This is a genomic window from Henriciella barbarensis, assembly GCF_003576345.1.
GTDB classification, from domain to species: domain Bacteria; phylum Pseudomonadota; class Alphaproteobacteria; order Caulobacterales; family Hyphomonadaceae; genus Henriciella; species Henriciella barbarensis.
Map to the genome: position 1 here is coordinate 19,902 of NZ_QWGB01000009.1, position 16,995 is coordinate 36,896.

The window sequence follows — 16,995 nt, forward strand, 5'->3', positions numbered from 1 at the left end:
CTCGTGCAGACCCATCGAAACGCTAGGAGCCCCCATGAGCCTGTCCCTCTACGAAGCCGTCGTTCTGCCAATGCAACAGACCGTTGGCTCGGTACAAGGCGTCCTCGAAAAGGGCGCGCAGCATTATGAAGCCCGCGGATTGAACCCGGACGATCTGCTTGGCGAGACGATCCATTCGGACATGTTTCCCCTCACCTTCCAGCTTCATTCAGTCATGCACCACTCGCTCGGTGCCCTGGAAAGCGTGCGCCGCGGCGAAGCCACCCCGCCGAACAAGCTCGAAAGCCTCGACTATGCCGGTTTTCAGGCCAAGCTCGCTGAGACCGCGCAGACACTGGCCGCAATGAAGGCCGATCAGGTCAATGACTGGTTGGGCAAGGACGTGGTCTTCAAGCTTGGAGAAATGTCGATGCCGTTCACCGCTGAAGGCTTTCTCTTCTCCTTCGCCAAGCCGAACCTCTATTTCCACGCAACGACGGCTTATGACATTCTGCGCATGAAAGCGGTGCCGATCGGCAAGCGCGACTATCTCGGCCGGATGCAGCTGAAGAGGTAAGGGGCCTCAGCCAAGCAACGATACACGAGCCCGCTGCGCGCGCTGGGGGGAAAGGTCGCAATGAAACATATAATTTTGATCTGCCTCACGGCCCTGATGGGCTGTGGCAACTCGAATGGACAGGAGAGCGCGCGCTTGGCTCCGGACGGATTTGTGAAAGTGGCCGATCATGTCCCCGGCCTGATCGAGGATATGCGATATCACACGGCTGGCAATTTCGTTGGTGCCCCGGTCGATGGTTACGAGGCGCCGATCTGCTGGCTCACCCGCGAGGCAGCAGATTCACTGGTTGAGGTGCAGGCCCGGCTCGGCGAATTTGGGCTCGGCCTGAAGGTGTTCGATTGCTACCGCCCGGCCCGCGCTGTCGCGCATTTTGCGCGCTGGGCCCGGGATATCGAAGACCAGTCTACCAAGCCCGTCTATTATCCAAATGTCGAGAAAGCGGAGCTTTTCAGCCTCGGCTATATTGCCGAGAGATCAGGCCATTCGCGCGGAAGCACGATGGACCTCACACTGGTTGATATCGCGACAGGTGACGAAATCGATATGGGCTCACCCTTCGATCTGTTCGACCCGATATCGTGGCCGTCGGACCCGCGCCCGACCGCGCAGCAGCGTGCCAATCGGGCCTTCCTGCAGTCCATCATGCAGGCGCACGGGTTCAAAGGTCTCAAGGAAGAGTGGTGGCATTTCACCCTCGTCGAGGAGCCTTATCCGGATACCTATTTTGACTTCGTGATCAGGTAACGGCCCGTTCGGGCTCAGCTTTCATTGTAGCGATAGCCGACGCCATAGAGGGTCTCGATCGCGTCGAATTCGCCGTCCACTTCGCGGAATTTCTTGCGCAGGCGCTTGATGTGGCTGTCAATGGTGCGATCGTCGACATAGATCTGGTCGTCATAGGCCGCGTCCATCAGCTGGTCGCGGCTTTTTACATAGCCAGGGCGCTGGGCCAGCGACTGCAGGATCAGGAATTCAGTGACGGTCAGGCGGACCGGATCGCCGTCCCATGAACAGGCATGACGGTTCGGATCAAGCGTCAGGCGGCCACGAATGATAGGCTTCTGGTCGCCGTCTTCAACCTGGCCTTCGGTCGTGCGAGAGCGACGCAGAACGGCTTTCACACGCTCTGACAGAAGGCGGTTGGAGCAGGGTTTACGGACAAAATCGTCGGCGCCGATATTGAAGCCAATGACCTCGTCGATCTCTTCATCCTTGGAGGTCAGGAAGATGACCGGCAGTTCGGAGTTCTGGCGCAGGCGCCGCAGAAGCTCCATGCCATCCATCTTGGGCATCTTCACATCGAGGATTGCAAGATCGGGCGGGGTCTCAGTCAAGCCAGACAGGGCGGCGAGGCCGTCATGATAGGTTTTGACGTCGTAGCCCTCGGCTTCGAAGAACATTTTCAGCGAGGCGACAATGTTCTCGTCGTCGTCCACCAATGCCAGCGTTGTCATCTTAGCCTCCTCTCAACCCATTGCGGCTATACAGTTTGCAAGGCCAAGGGTTTCTGCCCGGCGTTGAACCACGGTTCGCGCCTTCGAGGAAGCCCCCGGCCCGACACCAAGAGACCCCCGGCCTGTGGCGAGGCTTGGAAGGCTCTGGGGCAATTTGGGGGCATGTGGCGGCGAGGGCTGCCACAATTCGGGACGGCATATCCTGAAAAGTGAGCACAGATCTTGCAACTCGCCTGACAGGCTAGTCTTGAGGGACCGGAAATGACCAAGCACCGCATTGATTGGGTCGATTACGGCAAGGGTATCTGCATCATCCTCGTGGTGATGATGCATTCGACGCTGAATTATGGCGAGATGGTCGGCAGCACCGGCTGGATGCATGATGTTGTCGCTTTCGCCAAGCCGTTCAGAATGCCGGACTTTTTCCTGATCGCGGGTCTTTTCCTCTCGCGCTCCATCAATGGCCCGCTGGTCGACTATATTGACCGGAAGGTCGTCCATTTTGCCTATTTCTACCTGCTCTGGCTGGGTCTTCAGACCGTTGCGTTCGAGGCTGATATGCTGCTCTCGGACCCTGCAGGCGTTGGTCTTATCTTTTTGAAACAACTCATCTTTCCGGCCTCCAGCCTCTGGTTCATTCACCAGCTTCTCTTCTTCTATGTGGTCACGCGTCTCATCGCCCGTGTACCCGTGCTTGCCGTCTTCGCTGTGGCGGCGCTCGCCCATATCGCTTTCTATGCAGGCTGGATCGCGCCGTCCTGGTCGGTGACCGAACGGTTTGCCAACTGGTATGTCTTCTTCTTTGCGGGCTATGCCTTCGCGCCGCTCATCTTCCGCGTAGCCGACGCCGTGCGGGGACATGGCATGGTGGCTGTTTCGGCCCTCGCTGTCTGGGCGATCTGGAATGCGCAGCTTGTCAGCGTCGGCCTTGGCGACGCGCCGGTGATCAGCCTTGTCCTTGGTTTTGCAGGCGCTTTTGCCATTGTCAGTGTCGCCGCGCTGCTTGCGCGCTTCGATATTGGCAATGCGATCCGCTATGCGGGCAAGCACTCCATCGTCATCTATCTGACCTTCTTCATTCCAATGAAGGTGGCCCAGAAGGGTCTGGCAATGACCGGGCTCATTCCGGATGTCGGCTGGGCGTCTCTGTCGATCCTGCTCTTCGCGCTGGCCGCTCCGCTCGTCTTCCACTTCGTGATCCGCAAGACACCGCTCGCTTTCCTTTATGAGCGCCCGGGCATGTTCCGGATCAACAATGCGAAGACGCCGCGCCCCGCAAAGGAAACGATCGGCCCGGTGGAAGCCTGAGGACAAGCGCCGCGCCATACCGTCGGAAAGTGCTGCGCGCTTCCTGCAAGAACGATGGTGCACTGACGGTGTAGTGGCGGTGTTTCTAGAAGGTGTTTCGTAGCGCGGCCCGAGAGTTTCTGTGGATAGAGACAGTAACGCCTTGCCCTTGCGATAGCTGACGTCGGCGTCACCTTTGCTTCGCCAGAGACTTGCTATACCTCTCGCCCGGCATGGCTGCTTCACCTCCCCCTTCGTCCGGGCAACGCCCAGAGACATCAGACCCGGCAGCCCCAGCTGAACGACGTCTTTCTTCGACAGAGCTTCTATTCCTGACGCTGGCCTCGGCAGTGGTGACGGCCAACGCCTATTACATTCACCCGATCATCTCAGAAGTCGCGCGCGGCTTTGAGGTGAGGGATGCGGTGATTGGCATTGTGCCGGGCGCCAACCAGCTCGCGCTGGCGCTGGGTGTGTTCCTGCTCCTGCCGCTGGGCGACCGGATCTCGAACCGCAAGCTGGTGACAATCACGGTGGCCGGACAGTTCCTGTCGATCACGGGCATGGCGTTCGCGACCGATTTCAGGCTGTTCACGCTCGCCTCGACCATACTCGGCTTCTTCACGATCGCGCCATATCTGTTGCCCGCCTATGCCTCCAAACGCGTAGATCCAGCCCAGCTTGGGGCGGTGACGGCCATGCTCACGACCGGTGTCATCGGCGGCATTCTCGTCGCGCGGGCCGGGGCTGGCATTGTGGCTGAGACGTTTGGCTGGCGCACTGTCTATTATATCGCGTCCAGCTTCATGCTGATCGTCTCGATCCTGATGCCCTTCATCATGGATGAACGCGAGGCAGGCAACGATGATGAGCCCAAGCAGAGCTATCTCAGCCTGCTCTTTTCCATGGTCGCACTTGTGAAGCGCTATCCGGAGATCATCATTTCCGGCGCCATGCAGGGGCTTGGCTTTGGCGTATTCCTGTCGGTCTGGATGGGCCTTGGCCTGCACCTGCCGGACATGGGCTATGGCGTAGACGTGGTCGGCTACCTCGCCGCCTTTGCAGGCTTCAACCTGTTCACCACGCCCGCGCTCGGGCGCTGGGCCGACCGGGTGGGGCCGTACAAGGCGCGTATCGTTGCGGCGGCCGTCAATTTCATCGCCGTCTGCCTGCTCTGGCCGCTTGGCTACAATCTCTGGCTGCTCATCATTCCGGTCGTGCTGATGACACTTCTGGGGCCGCTGGTCGATATCTGTAACCGGATGACATTCCTCTCTCTCGAGAAAAATATCCGCACCCGTCTCATGACCATTTATATTGTGATGATGTTCATTGGCGGCGGCATTTCGAGCTCGGCTGGCACAGCCGTCTATGACTATGCAGGCTGGTCCGGGAATGCGGTTCTCGCCGTCTGCATGTCGGGCGGCCTATTCACGCTGGCGATTATCGCGTGGCGGGTTTTCGGGCGGAAGATTGACGGCGCGCCTGCCAGGTGAGAACCCCCTGAAGGGCGGACCTGCCAGTCCGGCGCGTATCTTGCTTTGGGAGTGGCAACGCGCCAGTGCGAAGGCGCTTTGACGAGGGATCACTATGCGACACGCCGCTTTCACTGCGATCATGTTCACCGCTGCCATTGCAGGGTGCCAGACCTTGCCGGAAGAGCTCGGGCCACAGGATTATAGCGTCATTGAAGCAGCCTCTGCCGACTGGGTTGCGGCCTATAATGCGAATGACTGGGAGCTGCTCGCCTCCTACTTCACCTCAGACGCCATCCTGATGCCGCCAAACGGACCTGCCGTGACAGGACGTGAGAACATTGCGGTCTGGGAAGCGGAAAACGAGACTGGCTACCGCATCGCGCTCGATATCGAGAATATCGGCGGCGGCGGCGACACCGCCTATGTGCGCGGGCGCTCCTGCGTCTTCGTTCCGCTGGGTGACGATGAATACGGCGTCGATGCAGGCAAGTTCCTCGAAGTACGCAAGCTTCAGGAAGACGGCGCCTGGCTGGTCGATGTCGACATCTTCAATTCCGACACGCCTGAAGAGGCTGGCCTGCAGGCCGTCTGCCCGTTTGCGGATGGGTGGGAGTAGGGCTGCCCAAGTTCGCTGGTTCGCGGGCGGCCGCGTCTATGCAAAAGATACCAGATAACTTTAAGGGCCGTTACGCCCGTTGGGCGTAAGCCCATCTGGGTGTCCAACTCCGGATGGGAAGCGGGCGCATGGGGTGTGACGGCAGAAGCTGGACCCCCAGACGGCTACGCCGTCGAGGATGACGCCTATAACGCTCCGCAAGTGCGGAGCCGTCGACTCAAGTGTCGAACTATCTTAAGTTTATAACTGTTTTCGCTCACTCTGCGATAGTATTAACTTTGCTGACTTTGGAAGGAGAATACAAATTTGATTCCAGACGAAAAGATGGGTGAGTTCACTCTTCGCTTCAGAGAGTCCTTGGAGGGATTCTCCGGGCTGGCCTTTAATGCAAATCGCAGAAGCGAAGTGATGCACGCGTCATCCCTCGAAAAATTGAGAGCGAAACTTTCCAATTTCGTGGGACGTGTGCACCCTAACTACTTCGGTTGGGACGGTGCCTATCAACGTTTTGTAGGGGTATTCCCGGGCGGGTTTCATTCTGACGACTACAAGAGTGCTGAACGTAATTATAAGGAAGACGCTCGAAAACTGCTTGAGGAAAGGCTCCCGCTTTCTTCCGTGCAATCAAATTCGGGGATGGGGGAGGCTGCGCTAGCAGTATTCAGGAAGACGAATTTGTTGTCACCTTTCGAGCAAACGAGAATTCAAGCTTTATTGAGAAGTCGGAGGGCGGACGACTTTGTTCGTGCGGCCGCAACTTTCACTCTTGGCGATCGTGCCAATGGGCTACGTTCAATGGAGCACGCGGCGCTAGAGTACGACGTCGCAAAATGGACGGCCATTTCATACCTTCCGTATCTTTGGGCGCCTACAGTACACATGTTCTTGAAACCGGAAGTCACAAGAGACTGCGCCGAGCGGGTAGGGCATGAATTCCAGTATAAGTACGAGCCGGCCCTAAATCCATCTGTATACGAATCGCTTATTGATTTGACCCATACCGCGAAAGCCGAACTGGAGGCGCGAGGTGCCCTTCCGTCAGACAACATTGATATCCAGAGTTTCATCTGGATAGCGGGCAAATATGAGTAGAGCGATCACCCTAAACTCCCGTCACGAAGGTCGAGATGACCTTCTTCAGGCCAACATTCTTGAAGTTGACCTGTAGCTTGGTGCCGTCTGCGCTGAGGACCTGGCCGTAGCCGAATTTTTCGTGGTGGACGCGTTGGCCGATTTTGAAGCCGGATTTGCCGGAGCTGGTGGCGATAAGCTCGGCCTTGCCGTCGATGACGGGGCCGGTCTTTGAGCCTTTGCCGGCGTTTTCCTTGAGGCGGCGCCAGCCGGGGGAGGTGTAGTTGGACCGTTCGCCGAGATCCTCGATCGTGCCCTGGAAGCCCTGATCGGCGCCGGGCATGGTGGAATAGCCGGTCTCGCTGCTTGCCTCGACATTCTCGTGCGGGAGTTCATCGACAAAGCGCGATGGCAGGACGGACTGCCAGCGCCCGAAGATCATCCGGTTGGCGACAAAGCTGATGGAGCATTTTTCGCGCGCGCGGGTGATGCCAACATAGGCAAGGCGGCGTTCTTCCTCGAGACCTTTCATGCCGGACTCGTCCAGCGAGCGGCGGGAAGGAAAGACTTCCTCTTCCCAGCCGGGCAGGAAGACCATGGGCCATTCGAGCCCCTTGGCAGCGTGCAGGGTGAGGATCTGGACCTCGTTGCCTGAACTCTGACCGCCAACATCCATGACCAGCTGCACGTGTTCGAGGAAGCCTGCGAGGCTGTCGAACTGGCCGATGGCGTGGATCAGTTCCTTGAGGTTGTCGAGCCGCGTTTGGGACTGCGGGGAGCGGTCCTTTTGCAGCATGTCGGTATAGCCGCTCTCGTCGAGGATGACTTGTGCGAGCTCGTGGTGCGCCATTCCGTTATTGAGACGGTCACGCCACAGATTCACCTGGTCCATGAAGGTGGTGAGGCCGCGCTTGGCGGGGCCTTTGACCTCATCGGTCTGCAGGATCATCGGGGTGAGCGTGAAGAGCGAACGGCCATCTTCGCGGGCGAGGCTCTGCAGCTTCTGGATCGTGGTTGCGCCGACACCGCGCTTTGGCTGGTTCACCACACGCTCAAAGGCGAGGTCGTCATCGGGACTGCGCACGAGGCGAAGATAGGCGAGGGCGTCGCGGATCTCGGCGCGCTCGAAGAAGCGCGGACCGCCGATCACGCGGTAGGGGATACCCAGCATGATGAGGCGTTCTTCGAAGAGGCGCATCTGCCATGAGGCACGGACGAGGATGGCGCAGTCTTCGTACTGGCCGCCCTTGTTGATGTAGCTTTCGATGTCATCGCAGATGAGGCGCGCTTCGGCTTCCCCGTCCCAGAGGCCGCGCACCTGGACTTTCTCGGCGTCCGGACTGGCCTGCTCACCGTCGCCGACAAAGAGCGTCTTGCCGAGGCGGCCCTTGTTGAAGTCAATGACGGAGGAGGCGGCGGCGAGGATGTGTTTGGTGGAGCGGTAGTTGCGCTCCAGCCGGATGACCTTGGCGCCCGGGAAGTCCTTTTCGAAGCGCAGGATATTGTCGACCTCTGCGCCGCGCCAGCCATAGATCGACTGGTCGTCATCACCCACACAGCAGATATTGTTCGAGCCGCGCGCCAGCAGGCGAAGCCAGAGATACTGGGCGACGTTCGTATCCTGATACTCGTCCACCAGGATGTATTTGAACCGCTGGTGATAGTCCGCCAGCAGGTCCGGATTTTCCTGGAAGATGGTGATGTTGTGGATCAGCAGGTCACCGAAATCGCAGGCGTTCAGGACCTTCAGGCGGTTCTGATACGTCTCATAAAGCTGGATCGCCTTGCCATCGGCGAATTGCCAGGCTTCGTCCTTGGGGACTTTCGATGGCGTCAGCGCGCGGTTCTTCCAGCCATCGATGAGGCTTGAGAGGTGGCGCGGCGTCCAGCGCTTGGTGTCGATATTTTCGGCCTCGATCACCTGCTTGCAGAGACGGATGACGTCGTCTGTATCGAGGATGGTGAAGCTGGATTTGAGACCTGCAAGTTCGGCGTGGCGGCGCAAAATCTGCGCGCTGATCGAGTGAAACGTGCCGAGCCATCTGAGGCCTTCACCGGCATCGCCGATGAGGTGAAGCGCGCGTTCGCGCATTTCGCGCGCGGCCTTGTTGGTGAAGGTCACCGTCAGTGTCTGGCTGGGCCAGGCGAGCTTGGAGCCAATGATATGGGCAAGACGGGTCGTCAGGACACGCGTTTTGCCGGTGCCAGCACCTGCGAGAACCAGGAGCGGGCCTTCGGTCGTTTCGACCGCATCGCGCTGTTCGGGGTTCAGACCGTCGAGATAATTGGCATTCGTGTCCGGCACCGGCGCACGGGCGGCGGCCATTTCCGAGATAGATGGGCGGCGATTCGGGCTGGAACTCATGGAGAACATATAGCAGGGATTGGCCCTAATGGCAGGGGCCGACTGTGCCCTGTGCTGCCGCCGCAGAAGCTGCCCCAGCGGGGCGGGACTGAACCGCGCTGTGCTTCCTTGGCCCCGGCATGGCGACGGAAGTGCCATGGCCCGCTGGAACTGACTTAACGCCTCATGAATTCCGGCACGGAAATTGCGGATGCCTTCTTCTTTGTGCTGACAGAATGGGGCAGGTCATGGCGAAACCAGAACGGATCGTTTTCGAATATGGGTATGGGGCGCGGATTGCCTCTGCGTTCGTGGCCCTTCTGATGTGGGGGCTGGTGCTCGCGTCGCTGTCCGGTGCGATATACCTGCTCGTTCAGGGCAGTGCGCTGGCCGCGACCATTGCCTGCGCGATCGGTCTCATCCTTGCGCCGCTCGCCATCAATCACCAGCACGTCATGCGCCTCAAGCATCAGTGGCATCTTTCGCTTCGGCCTGGCCATGTCATGCTGGTGCTACCTGCCCACCGCGCCGCGCACCACAAGACGAAAAGCTTTGAGGGCGAGATCAGCTATCGCAGTATCAAGGGCATCTCCCGCCGCCGGGAGACCCATAGCGTGTTTGGCCTGAAGATGAGTGTCATGGCCTATTGGCTCGAGCTGCAGGACGGCCGGCTGATGCTGCTGGGCGAGGACCGCAATCCGGGTGCCCACGAAAATGGCCGCAAGACGATTGTGGCGCGCGCGAGTGAAGCTGTCAGCCGGACATCCGGTCTGCCGCTGCGCCGTGCCGAACCAGCACATACAGATCGGCGTTTCTTTGGCCTGATCGGCAGCGGCGCGCCTGCCTGGACGCAGGACGCCTAGCTTAGCCAGCGCCTGGTTTGCGGAAGGCGATGGTCACTTCGCCAATCCGCAGACCGAAGCGGGTGACATAGGCCCTGTTCAGCAGCACCCCATCCTGTAGCAGGTACATCCAGTCGTCGAAGCCGACATTCCAGGTGCCGTCGCCAACCTTGAGATCGACCCGGTAGGTCCAGTTGAAGGCGTTGCCGACGGCCTGCCCCTGCGCCGTGTCCGGCACGTCATTCGCGGTGCCGCGATAGCGACCATTGGGCAGGATTTCGATGGTCCAGGTACGGGTGTCCTGCTCGCCATCGCTATAGTCGAATTCCTCGACAAGCGTCAGCGTGTCACCTTCTACCGTACCGGTAATGTCGACCTTGAACTGGCGTCTGATCTTGCCGAACCGGTCCTCGAAAATGCCATAGGCTGTTGTCTCGCCAAGAAAGTAGTCTTCCAGACGGAGCGTCTGCTCCGCACTCGAAAACTCTTCCAGGGAGTTCGAGACGCAGCCGCCGGCTGCGACACTGGCGGCAAGAAGGGCGGGGGCAAGGCGGGCTTTGAAGCGCATGGGTGTGGTCCTCTTTGACCCGTTTACGCAGATGCCTGACGGCCAGATCATCGCGCACAGCTCGCGCGTCCTGAACTTGACAGATTCCCATAATGGGGTCTGATAACCTTAACGTGCATGCAGGCTGTGAGTGGGGGGGAGCACATCATGGCGAAATCACAGGACGAAATACTCGCGGCTCATATCGCCGGCATGGAGTCCAAGACCGGTAAACCGCTCGCGCACTGGGTGAAAGTCGTTCAGTCGAGCGGACTGGAAAAGCATGGCGAACAGGTAAAGATGCTGAAAGAGCAGCACGGCTTTGGACATGGGCACGCCAACATGGTCTGCCAGGCCGCGAAGGGCCGGTTTGATGCCGATGAGGGGGACATGCTGGCCGGACAGTATGAGGGCAAGGAAAGCCTGCGGCCGATCTATGATGCGCTCGAAGCCTTTGCGAAGTCGCTGGGCGATGATGTCGAAATCTCGCCGAAGAAGACCTCGGTCGCATTTCGCCGGTCAAAGAACTTCGCGGTCGTGACCCCGGCGACCAAGTCGCGCGTGGATCTTGGCCTGAATTTGAAAGGCGAAGATGGCACGCTGCGGCTTATCGAAGAAAAGCCGGGCAGCATGTGCACGCACAAGATGAAGATCCAGATGGTCGAAGAGGTCGATGATGAGCTCAAGGCCTGGATGAAGGCGGCTTACGAGCGGGCCTAAGGGCCGGGTGGGGCCCTGCGCCTACTCTCTAACCTTCGCCCGCGCGGCCTTGAAGTCGGGGGCGCGTTTTTCGGTGAAGGCGGCGACCGCTTCCTTGTGCTCTGGCAGGGTGTAGCAGACCTCAAGACTTTCATGCTCGCGCGCCTGTATGCGGGCCGTGTCGGTGTCGCAGCTATTGGCGCTGAGGAGTTGTTTGGTCATGCGCAGCATGGGCGATGGATTGGCGGCCATCTGGCCGGCGAGCGCCAGCGCATCGTCCAATAGGGTTTCAGGTTCTGACAGGCGGTCTGCGAGGCCGAGCTCGACGGCTTCTGCGCCGGAAACAGGCCGGGCAGTGAGCAGGAGGTCATGCGCCTTACCCCAACCGACGCGCTGGACGAGAAAGTGAGAACTCGCAAGCTCCGGAACGATGCCGACGCGCACGAAGACGAGGCCGAACTTCGAGAGGGTCGAGGCGACAATCATGTCGAAGGGCAGGATCTGGGTCACGCCAATGCCGAAGGCGGGGCCGTTGACCGCAGCGATGCAAGGCTTTGACGAGCGGATGAGGGAGATCCAATCGATACCGCCATCGCGCTTGTGGGCCTTGGTTTCGGACGCGTCGATATTGTTCTGGAAGTAGGACATGTCTGCACCCGCGCAGAAGCCGCGGCCCTCGCCGGTCATGACGATGGCACCAATGTCTTCGTCTTCATTCGCCGCCGTGATCGCCTGACCCAATTCCCGGCTCATGTCCGGGGTCCAGGCGTTCAGTTTTTCCGGGCGGTTGAGCGTGATGAGGCAGACATTACCTCGCGTCTCAACCTTGATCTGCTCGTAGGACATGGCTTTCTCCCTGATTTTTTGTCAGGGTGATCGGTCTGCCGCTGGGGTAGTCACGCGAATTTTTTAGGTCTGCGTGCTCGTTCGTTAAGGCGAGGAATGGAAAGGGTTCGGAACGGGGCCGGGAGACTGCGCGTTACTTGATCTGAACAAAAGGAAACATTCATGTCACTGGTCCAGATACTTCTATCCATCTTCTTGCCACCAATCGCGGTCTTCCTGAAAGCTGGCGTTGGTCTGCAGCTCATCATCAATATCGTGCTGTGCTTCTTCTTCTGGCTGCCTGCGGTTATCCACGCCCTGTGGATTAGCGCGAAGGGCGGGCCAGAACCGGTCTGATACCGGCAGGATATAACGCCATAGAAAAAGGGCGGACCTTTCGCGAGGTCCGCCCTTTCTGCATTGGAGACGATTGCTCTAGTAGAGCGTGGCCATTGCCTTGGCGTCATAATCGGCAAGCTCTTCCGTGCGGCCTTCCTTGACCTTGGTTGCCCATTCCGGGTCCTGGAGCAGGGCGCGGCCAACGGCGACGAGGTCGAACTCGCCTTTTTCCAGACGCTCGACCACGTCGGTGATGGGCCGGGTCTTCGATCCTTCGCCGCGCATTGCGCCGGTGAACTCCGATGAGAGGCCAACAGACCCGACCGTGATGGTTGGAAGGCCGGTCAGCTTCTTCGCCCAGCCTGCCGTGTTGAGGCCCTTCTCGCCGTCGACTTCCGGGAATTCTGCTTCCCAGAAGCGGCGCTGGCTGGCGTGCAGGATGTCGACGCCTGCATCGACGAAGACCTTGAGGAAGGCTTCGAACTCTTGCGGGGTCTCAGCGAGGCGTGCGGCGTAGTCCTGCTGCTTCCACTGCGAGAAGCGGAGGATGATTGGCATATCGGGGCCGACCGCCTTGCGGATTTCAGAGATGATCTCACCGGCAAAGCGCGCGCGCTCTGGCAGGCCGCCGCCATACTTGTCTTCGCGCCTGTTCATGACGTCCCAGAAGAACTGGTCGATCAGGTAGCCGTGTGCGCCGTGGATCTCGAGCGTATCGAAGCCAAGGTCTTTTGCGCTCTTTGCCGCATCGGCATAGGCCGCAACCATATCGGCAACTTCCTCGTCAGACGGCGCGTCGAAGAGCTGTTTGCCTTTGTGAGTGATGCCGGATGGGCTGTCGGACGGAGCGTCGGGGAAGTGACCGGTGCCGGTCTTGCGCAGGAGGCCCTGGTGCCAGATCTGAGGGCCCATCTTGCCGCCTTCGGCATGGACAGCCTCGATGACCTTCTGCCAGCCGGACAGGGCCGCATCGGTGTGGAAGAGGGGATAGTTCGGATTGTCAGATGCGCCCTTGCGGCGCACCAGCGTGCCTTCGGAAAGGATTAGGCCAACATCGGCAGCGGCGCGGCGAGCGTAATAGGCGGCAACATCATCGGTCGGTACGCCGTCCGGGCTGAAGCCGCGGGTCATCGGCGCCATGACGATCCGGTTGTCGAGCTCCAGCGATTTCAGCTTGAAGGGTTCAAACAGGGCGGCGGCTGAGGACATGCGAATACTCCCATTGCAAAAGTCTGGTCTGGCAGATGGCGTATGAGGGAGGGAGGTTCAATGTTTTTCTTATTGAGAAAGTATTCAGGGTCAGTTCACTTGATGATTGCGAACACTGGTGCCACTCTCGACAGATAAATGGGGGACCGGAAATGAAATTAGCATTCAGTCTGATAGCTGTCGCAGGACTAGCAGCATGTGCAACGCCGGGCATTGACTATTCAGCGCGGCTTGTCCCTGCGAACACTGAAGCGGTTGAAACCCGAACGGTCGATGTTGGCCGGTTTAATGGGCCTGCGGGAAACTGGTACGCGTCGGAGTTCGAGGCGATGCTCTCCAACGCGACCTTTGACGGTATGCCCTGGTTCAGCATTGCCCGGTACAGTGATGGCTATGTGCCCGATGGGCAGCGTGCTGGCATCTATGAAGGCAATATCGATATTGAAGGCTATGAGGCCGAAGAATACTCAACCTCCCAGACCGAGTGTGTGGAATGGGATGGCCCGTTTGACTGTGAGCGCCGGGCCGAAGTCGAACAGATCTGCCTGCGCGAGACGGTGAATGTCTCGGTTACGCCGCGCCTCATCGAATATGGCACGGGTCGCATGATCTATCAGGACACCTTCTTTGGCAGCTCCACGGCTGAAAGCTGCGAGGATGTCTATATCGTCGGGCGGCGGGGACGCCGGGGATATGGCGGAGGCTGGACCTATGGCCTTTCTGCGGGGATGCAGCCCCCGCCAGGCCTGGTGCGCGATGCACTGGCCAGCACGCTGAGCGACGTTCGCAATGAGATCGCACCGCGCAATGCGGTCATGAGAGCCGTTTTCGTCAAGGATGCAGTCGATCCGACTGTCGCGGCGGACCCGCGCTTTGAATCGGCCGTCGATGCAGGCAACCGGTCACCTGATGCATCCTGTGCGGTGTGGCAGGATCTGCACGCGCAATACCCGGCGGCGCCTGCGGTGACACACAACCTGGCGGCCTGCTATGAATCCGCGGCGAATTTCGATGAGGCACATGCGCTTTACGCTGAAGCGGCCCAGCAGGCCCGCGCTTCGGGTATGACGGACACCGGCCAGTATCACGAATCTCTATCGCGCCTGTCGGCCTATCGTAATGGGCTGCAGGTCCTCGACCGGCTGATGGGCTACACGCCAGCCATAAACTAGGTGGTGCAGGCGTCGTTCAGGCGGCGCCCATCAGGAAACCGATCATGGTCGCCAGCAGGAAGCTGACCGACACGACGCTGGCGGTATGCATAAAGCGGGACATGGGCGTTCTATTCCTTTCTGGAAGTTAACCGTCCAGATTTGAACGCCGCTTTGCCCGCTACTGTTCCCGCTTTGCGCCGTCGAGATCTTTGCGGGCGCGGTCTGTCTCTGACTTCCCGGCGGATTTTTCCGCCTTGGTGCGACCGAACTTCACCCGGTTCTCTGCGGCCTTTTTCTCGGCGTCGGTGCGCTTTTTCTGTTTGCGTGCCTTGTTGAGATTGATCGGCGTGGTCATGGGGCTCTGCCTCCATCTGAAAGACGCGCATCGAGCCGGTCGCGGACCTTCGGCCATTCTTCCGCGAGGATAGAAAAGACAACGGTATTGCGCAGGAAGCCGTCCGGCAGGATCCGGTTATGCCGCAATATCCCCTCCTGTGTGGCGCCCAGCTTCAGCACGGCGCGGCGCGAGCGGGTATTGCGCTCATCGACATGGAAATAGACGCGGATGGCGCCTGCGTTAAAGGCATTTGCAAGGAGCAGGCGCTTGCAGGCCGGATTGACGATGCCGCCCTGGAACTCCGGGGCATAGATGGTCATGCCGACCTCGACATTGCGCCAGTCGGTATTTGGATTGAGGTAGGCCGTCATCCCGGCAAAGCGCCCATCCGGCATAAGGACCGCGAAGGGCCGCAACGTGCCCGCCTCGGTGCGTTGCCGGATGGTTTTCGTCCAGGGCGTGATCCAGTCGCCGGGTGGATTGTAGAACGGCCAGGTCGCGAGGCGCTCCCCCGACCGCTCTGCCATGTCGCGCAGCTGGCTGGCATGAACGCCCGGATCAAACGGCACGAGCCGAACGTAATCACTGGCGAACGGGGCGTCCGGCAGCCGCATCGCGCTAGTCCTGGTGCTGGTCGCGCCACTGCTCCATCGCCAGCGAGATGGCAAAGGTCTCACGGTATTTCGGGCTCGAGGCCGGGCGCGGGGCACGGGCGGAGGTGAGCGCCATGATCTCGGCGAGCTTGTTATGTGCGGCGCCGGCCTGACCTGCGCCAATATAAGCGTGTAGCTCAACCAAGGCCGAAGAGAGCGGGTCATGCGCGCGGATCACGAAGTAGGGCTCGTCCTCACCAAGCTTGGACAGGACGTCAAATTCTGACGGGTTGGCTTTGGAGCCGACAGGGGCTTTGGACATGATCAGGCGCGCCTTTTTTGATTCGGATTGAGGTCCAATCGAGCATATCCCATCAAGCGGGGCACGCCCAAGATGTCAGGCTCGGGTCACCAGTTTCAGCTTTTTGAGCATCACGCCGATATTGTTGTGGGTCACAATCCCCTCAACGCGTTCGCCGCCTATGAGGCGTGTCCCCGCTTCCAGCAGGGAGTTGTCCAGCACCGCAAGCACCGAGGTATAGTTCTCATACCCGTCCACGATTTCGACCAGGCAGGCCCGCCGCGACAGCACCCGGCGCACGAACCCCTGGCACGGCTTTTCGCGGGCGCAGACGAGGTAGGCCGGTTCCCGGTCGTCATTGGCGGCGGTTTTCTTGTTAGACGTCATGAAGAGGACGTCGTCTCCGGTATCCGGGAAGCCTTCGCTGCACAGGCTGACCCTGTTGAAATAGAAGCGCTCACGCAGCTCACTGAGATTAGTTGAGTCGTTGGCGACCCGCTCATCGATGAAGCCGAACCGTTCATTTATGGCGTTCTGTACAGTGCCGATCTGCCAGGGGCGCTGTTTGCGGCCATCGCGTATCCCTTTGGCGAGGACGGTCGGCATCTCCTTGCGCGGCGGGCTGAGGAAGGAGCTGAACCTGTCACTGGTGGCTGGGGACACGGCCTCTTCGGCATCAACATCCAGCTGGGCATCGCTTTTATGTCTGACATTCAGGCGGCTACGTTTGCTGAGCGTCTTTTCCTGCAGCCGGACGATTTCGGTGCGGCGACGCTCTTCCCACTGGTCCCAGTTGGCGAAGGTGCGGGTCCAGAGCCATCGATGAAGGAGGGCGGCGAGGGCGATGAGCGCGAAAATGATCGCGCCGGCGAGGGCCATATCCTCAAACGCTACGCCGAACAGGGCGATGTCATGAAGTGGCGCGTACGACCTTAGCCAGCCAAGCGCGCTGGCCAGGATTGAGAAGAGCGAGAAGACGGCGAACTTCTGGTCAAGAAGGGAAGCGTGAAGCTGCGGAGAGTCGTGAATTTTCCGCTTTTCGTCATAGTCTGCCTTCAGGGCCGCAATCCGTGCGGGCCGGGTCCGCTCCTGCCAGCGCCTGACATAGATCGTGGCAATGAAGCCCGAAACGATGACGAGGATTGCACCGCCCAGATACGCGGCTGCTGCGGGATAGGTCTCAACCAGACGGGTGATCTGCCCGGCGAACGAGCTAGTCACATCCCACATCTGCTGCATGAAATCGTTCACGCATGCCCCCCGCTAACCCCGGCGCGTGGCTACCTGCTTAAGGGCTAGGGGCGCGAAACCCAAAGTAAATTCAGGTCTGAGGGGAAAAG

Annotated in this window: 19 protein-coding genes; 10 read left to right on the forward strand and 9 right to left on the reverse strand. The window is 59.7% G+C overall.

What is annotated here, in order from left to right:
• The first annotated feature begins 34 nt into the window (after positions 1-34).
• The gene (locus D1224_RS13120) at positions 35-556 is read left to right on the forward strand and encodes a DUF1993 domain-containing protein (RefSeq protein WP_119380412.1); all 522 of its coding nucleotides are present in this window, start codon (positions 35-37) and stop codon (positions 554-556) included.
• 60 nt (positions 557-616) lie between these two features.
• Positions 617-1,303: a M15 family metallopeptidase gene (locus D1224_RS13125; RefSeq protein ID WP_233350549.1), complete on the forward strand. Its 687-nt coding sequence runs from the start codon at positions 617-619 to the stop codon at positions 1,301-1,303.
• A gap of 14 nt (positions 1,304-1,317) precedes the next feature.
• On the opposite strand, the gene D1224_RS13130 is transcribed toward D1224_RS13125, so the two are convergent.
• Positions 1,318-2,013 (reverse strand): response regulator transcription factor, encoded by a 696-nt coding sequence (locus D1224_RS13130; protein WP_119380413.1) that lies wholly within the window; start codon positions 2,011-2,013, stop codon positions 1,318-1,320.
• A gap of 261 nt (positions 2,014-2,274) precedes the next feature.
• Here D1224_RS13130 and D1224_RS13135 point away from each other — a divergent pair, with 261 nt between their 5' ends.
• From D1224_RS13135 to D1224_RS13150, 4 genes are all read left to right on the forward strand, one after another.
• Positions 2,275-3,321 (forward strand): acyltransferase family protein, encoded by a 1,047-nt coding sequence (locus D1224_RS13135; protein ID WP_119380414.1) that lies wholly within the window; start codon positions 2,275-2,277, stop codon positions 3,319-3,321.
• A gap of 212 nt (positions 3,322-3,533) precedes the next feature.
• The gene (locus tag D1224_RS13140; RefSeq protein ID WP_119380415.1) at positions 3,534-4,796 is read left to right on the forward strand and encodes an MFS transporter; all 1,263 of its coding nucleotides are present in this window, start codon (positions 3,534-3,536) and stop codon (positions 4,794-4,796) included.
• 94 nt (positions 4,797-4,890) lie between these two features.
• Positions 4,891-5,394: a YybH family protein gene (locus D1224_RS13145; protein WP_119380416.1), complete on the forward strand. Its 504-nt coding sequence runs from the start codon at positions 4,891-4,893 to the stop codon at positions 5,392-5,394.
• Between the two features lie 306 nt (positions 5,395-5,700).
• Positions 5,701-6,486, forward strand: coding sequence for a hypothetical protein (locus tag D1224_RS13150; RefSeq protein ID WP_119380417.1), 786 nt, complete (start codon positions 5,701-5,703; stop codon positions 6,484-6,486).
• Positions 6,487-6,496: 10 nt separating this feature from the next.
• Here D1224_RS13150 and D1224_RS13155 read toward each other — a convergent pair whose 3' ends face one another.
• Positions 6,497-8,839 (reverse strand): UvrD-helicase domain-containing protein, encoded by a 2,343-nt coding sequence (locus D1224_RS13155; RefSeq protein WP_119380418.1) that lies wholly within the window; start codon positions 8,837-8,839, stop codon positions 6,497-6,499.
• Between the two features lie 218 nt (positions 8,840-9,057).
• Between D1224_RS13155 and D1224_RS13160 the strand changes: the two genes are divergently transcribed.
• Positions 9,058-9,672 (forward strand): hypothetical protein, encoded by a 615-nt coding sequence (locus tag D1224_RS13160; protein WP_147372396.1) that lies wholly within the window; start codon positions 9,058-9,060, stop codon positions 9,670-9,672.
• A gap of 1 nt (position 9,673) precedes the next feature.
• Here D1224_RS13160 and D1224_RS13165 read toward each other — a convergent pair whose 3' ends face one another.
• Positions 9,674-10,219 (reverse strand): DUF3833 domain-containing protein, encoded by a 546-nt coding sequence (locus D1224_RS13165; RefSeq protein WP_119380420.1) that lies wholly within the window; start codon positions 10,217-10,219, stop codon positions 9,674-9,676.
• 147 nt (positions 10,220-10,366) lie between these two features.
• Here D1224_RS13165 and D1224_RS13170 point away from each other — a divergent pair, with 147 nt between their 5' ends.
• Entirely contained in the window at positions 10,367-10,918 is a 552-nt protein-coding gene (locus tag D1224_RS13170) for a DUF4287 domain-containing protein (protein WP_233350551.1), read from the forward strand.
• Positions 10,919-10,939: 21 nt separating this feature from the next.
• On the opposite strand, the gene D1224_RS13175 is transcribed toward D1224_RS13170, so the two are convergent.
• Entirely contained in the window at positions 10,940-11,743 is an 804-nt protein-coding gene (locus D1224_RS13175; RefSeq protein WP_119380421.1) for an enoyl-CoA hydratase/isomerase family protein, read from the reverse strand.
• 162 nt (positions 11,744-11,905) lie between these two features.
• On the opposite strand from D1224_RS13175, the gene D1224_RS13180 reads away from it, so the two are divergent.
• Positions 11,906-12,079 carry a YqaE/Pmp3 family membrane protein gene (locus tag D1224_RS13180; RefSeq protein ID WP_119380422.1) on the forward strand — a complete coding sequence of 58 codons (174 nt, stop codon included), beginning with the start codon at positions 11,906-11,908 and terminating at the stop codon, positions 12,077-12,079.
• Between the two features lie 78 nt (positions 12,080-12,157).
• Here the strand turns inward: D1224_RS13180 and D1224_RS13185 are convergent, their stop codons facing one another.
• Positions 12,158-13,270 (reverse strand): NADH:flavin oxidoreductase, encoded by a 1,113-nt coding sequence (locus tag D1224_RS13185; protein ID WP_119380423.1) that lies wholly within the window; start codon positions 13,268-13,270, stop codon positions 12,158-12,160.
• Positions 13,271-13,422: 152 nt separating this feature from the next.
• Here D1224_RS13185 and D1224_RS13190 point away from each other — a divergent pair, with 152 nt between their 5' ends.
• Positions 13,423-14,442, forward strand: coding sequence for a hypothetical protein (locus D1224_RS13190; RefSeq protein ID WP_119380424.1), 1,020 nt, complete (start codon positions 13,423-13,425; stop codon positions 14,440-14,442).
• A gap of 160 nt (positions 14,443-14,602) precedes the next feature.
• Here D1224_RS13190 and D1224_RS13195 read toward each other — a convergent pair whose 3' ends face one another.
• The 4 genes from D1224_RS13195 to D1224_RS13210 all read right to left on the reverse strand — a co-directional run bounded on the left by D1224_RS13195 (position 14,603) and on the right by D1224_RS13210 (position 16,906).
• Positions 14,603-14,779, reverse strand: coding sequence for a DUF4169 family protein (locus tag D1224_RS13195; RefSeq protein WP_119380425.1), 177 nt, complete (start codon positions 14,777-14,779; stop codon positions 14,603-14,605).
• Complete coding sequence (locus tag D1224_RS13200; protein ID WP_119380426.1) at positions 14,776-15,375, reverse strand: GNAT family N-acetyltransferase; 600 nt, start codon at positions 15,373-15,375, stop codon at positions 14,776-14,778. The genes D1224_RS13195 and D1224_RS13200 overlap by 4 nt, the downstream gene beginning before the upstream one ends.
• A gap of 4 nt (positions 15,376-15,379) precedes the next feature.
• Positions 15,380-15,676 carry an aspartate decarboxylase gene (locus tag D1224_RS13205; RefSeq protein ID WP_119380427.1) on the reverse strand — a complete coding sequence of 99 codons (297 nt, stop codon included), beginning with the start codon at positions 15,674-15,676 and terminating at the stop codon, positions 15,380-15,382.
• 75 nt (positions 15,677-15,751) lie between these two features.
• Entirely contained in the window at positions 15,752-16,906 is a 1,155-nt protein-coding gene (locus D1224_RS13210) for a hypothetical protein (protein ID WP_119380428.1), read from the reverse strand.
• Positions 16,907-16,995 lie beyond the last annotated feature (89 nt).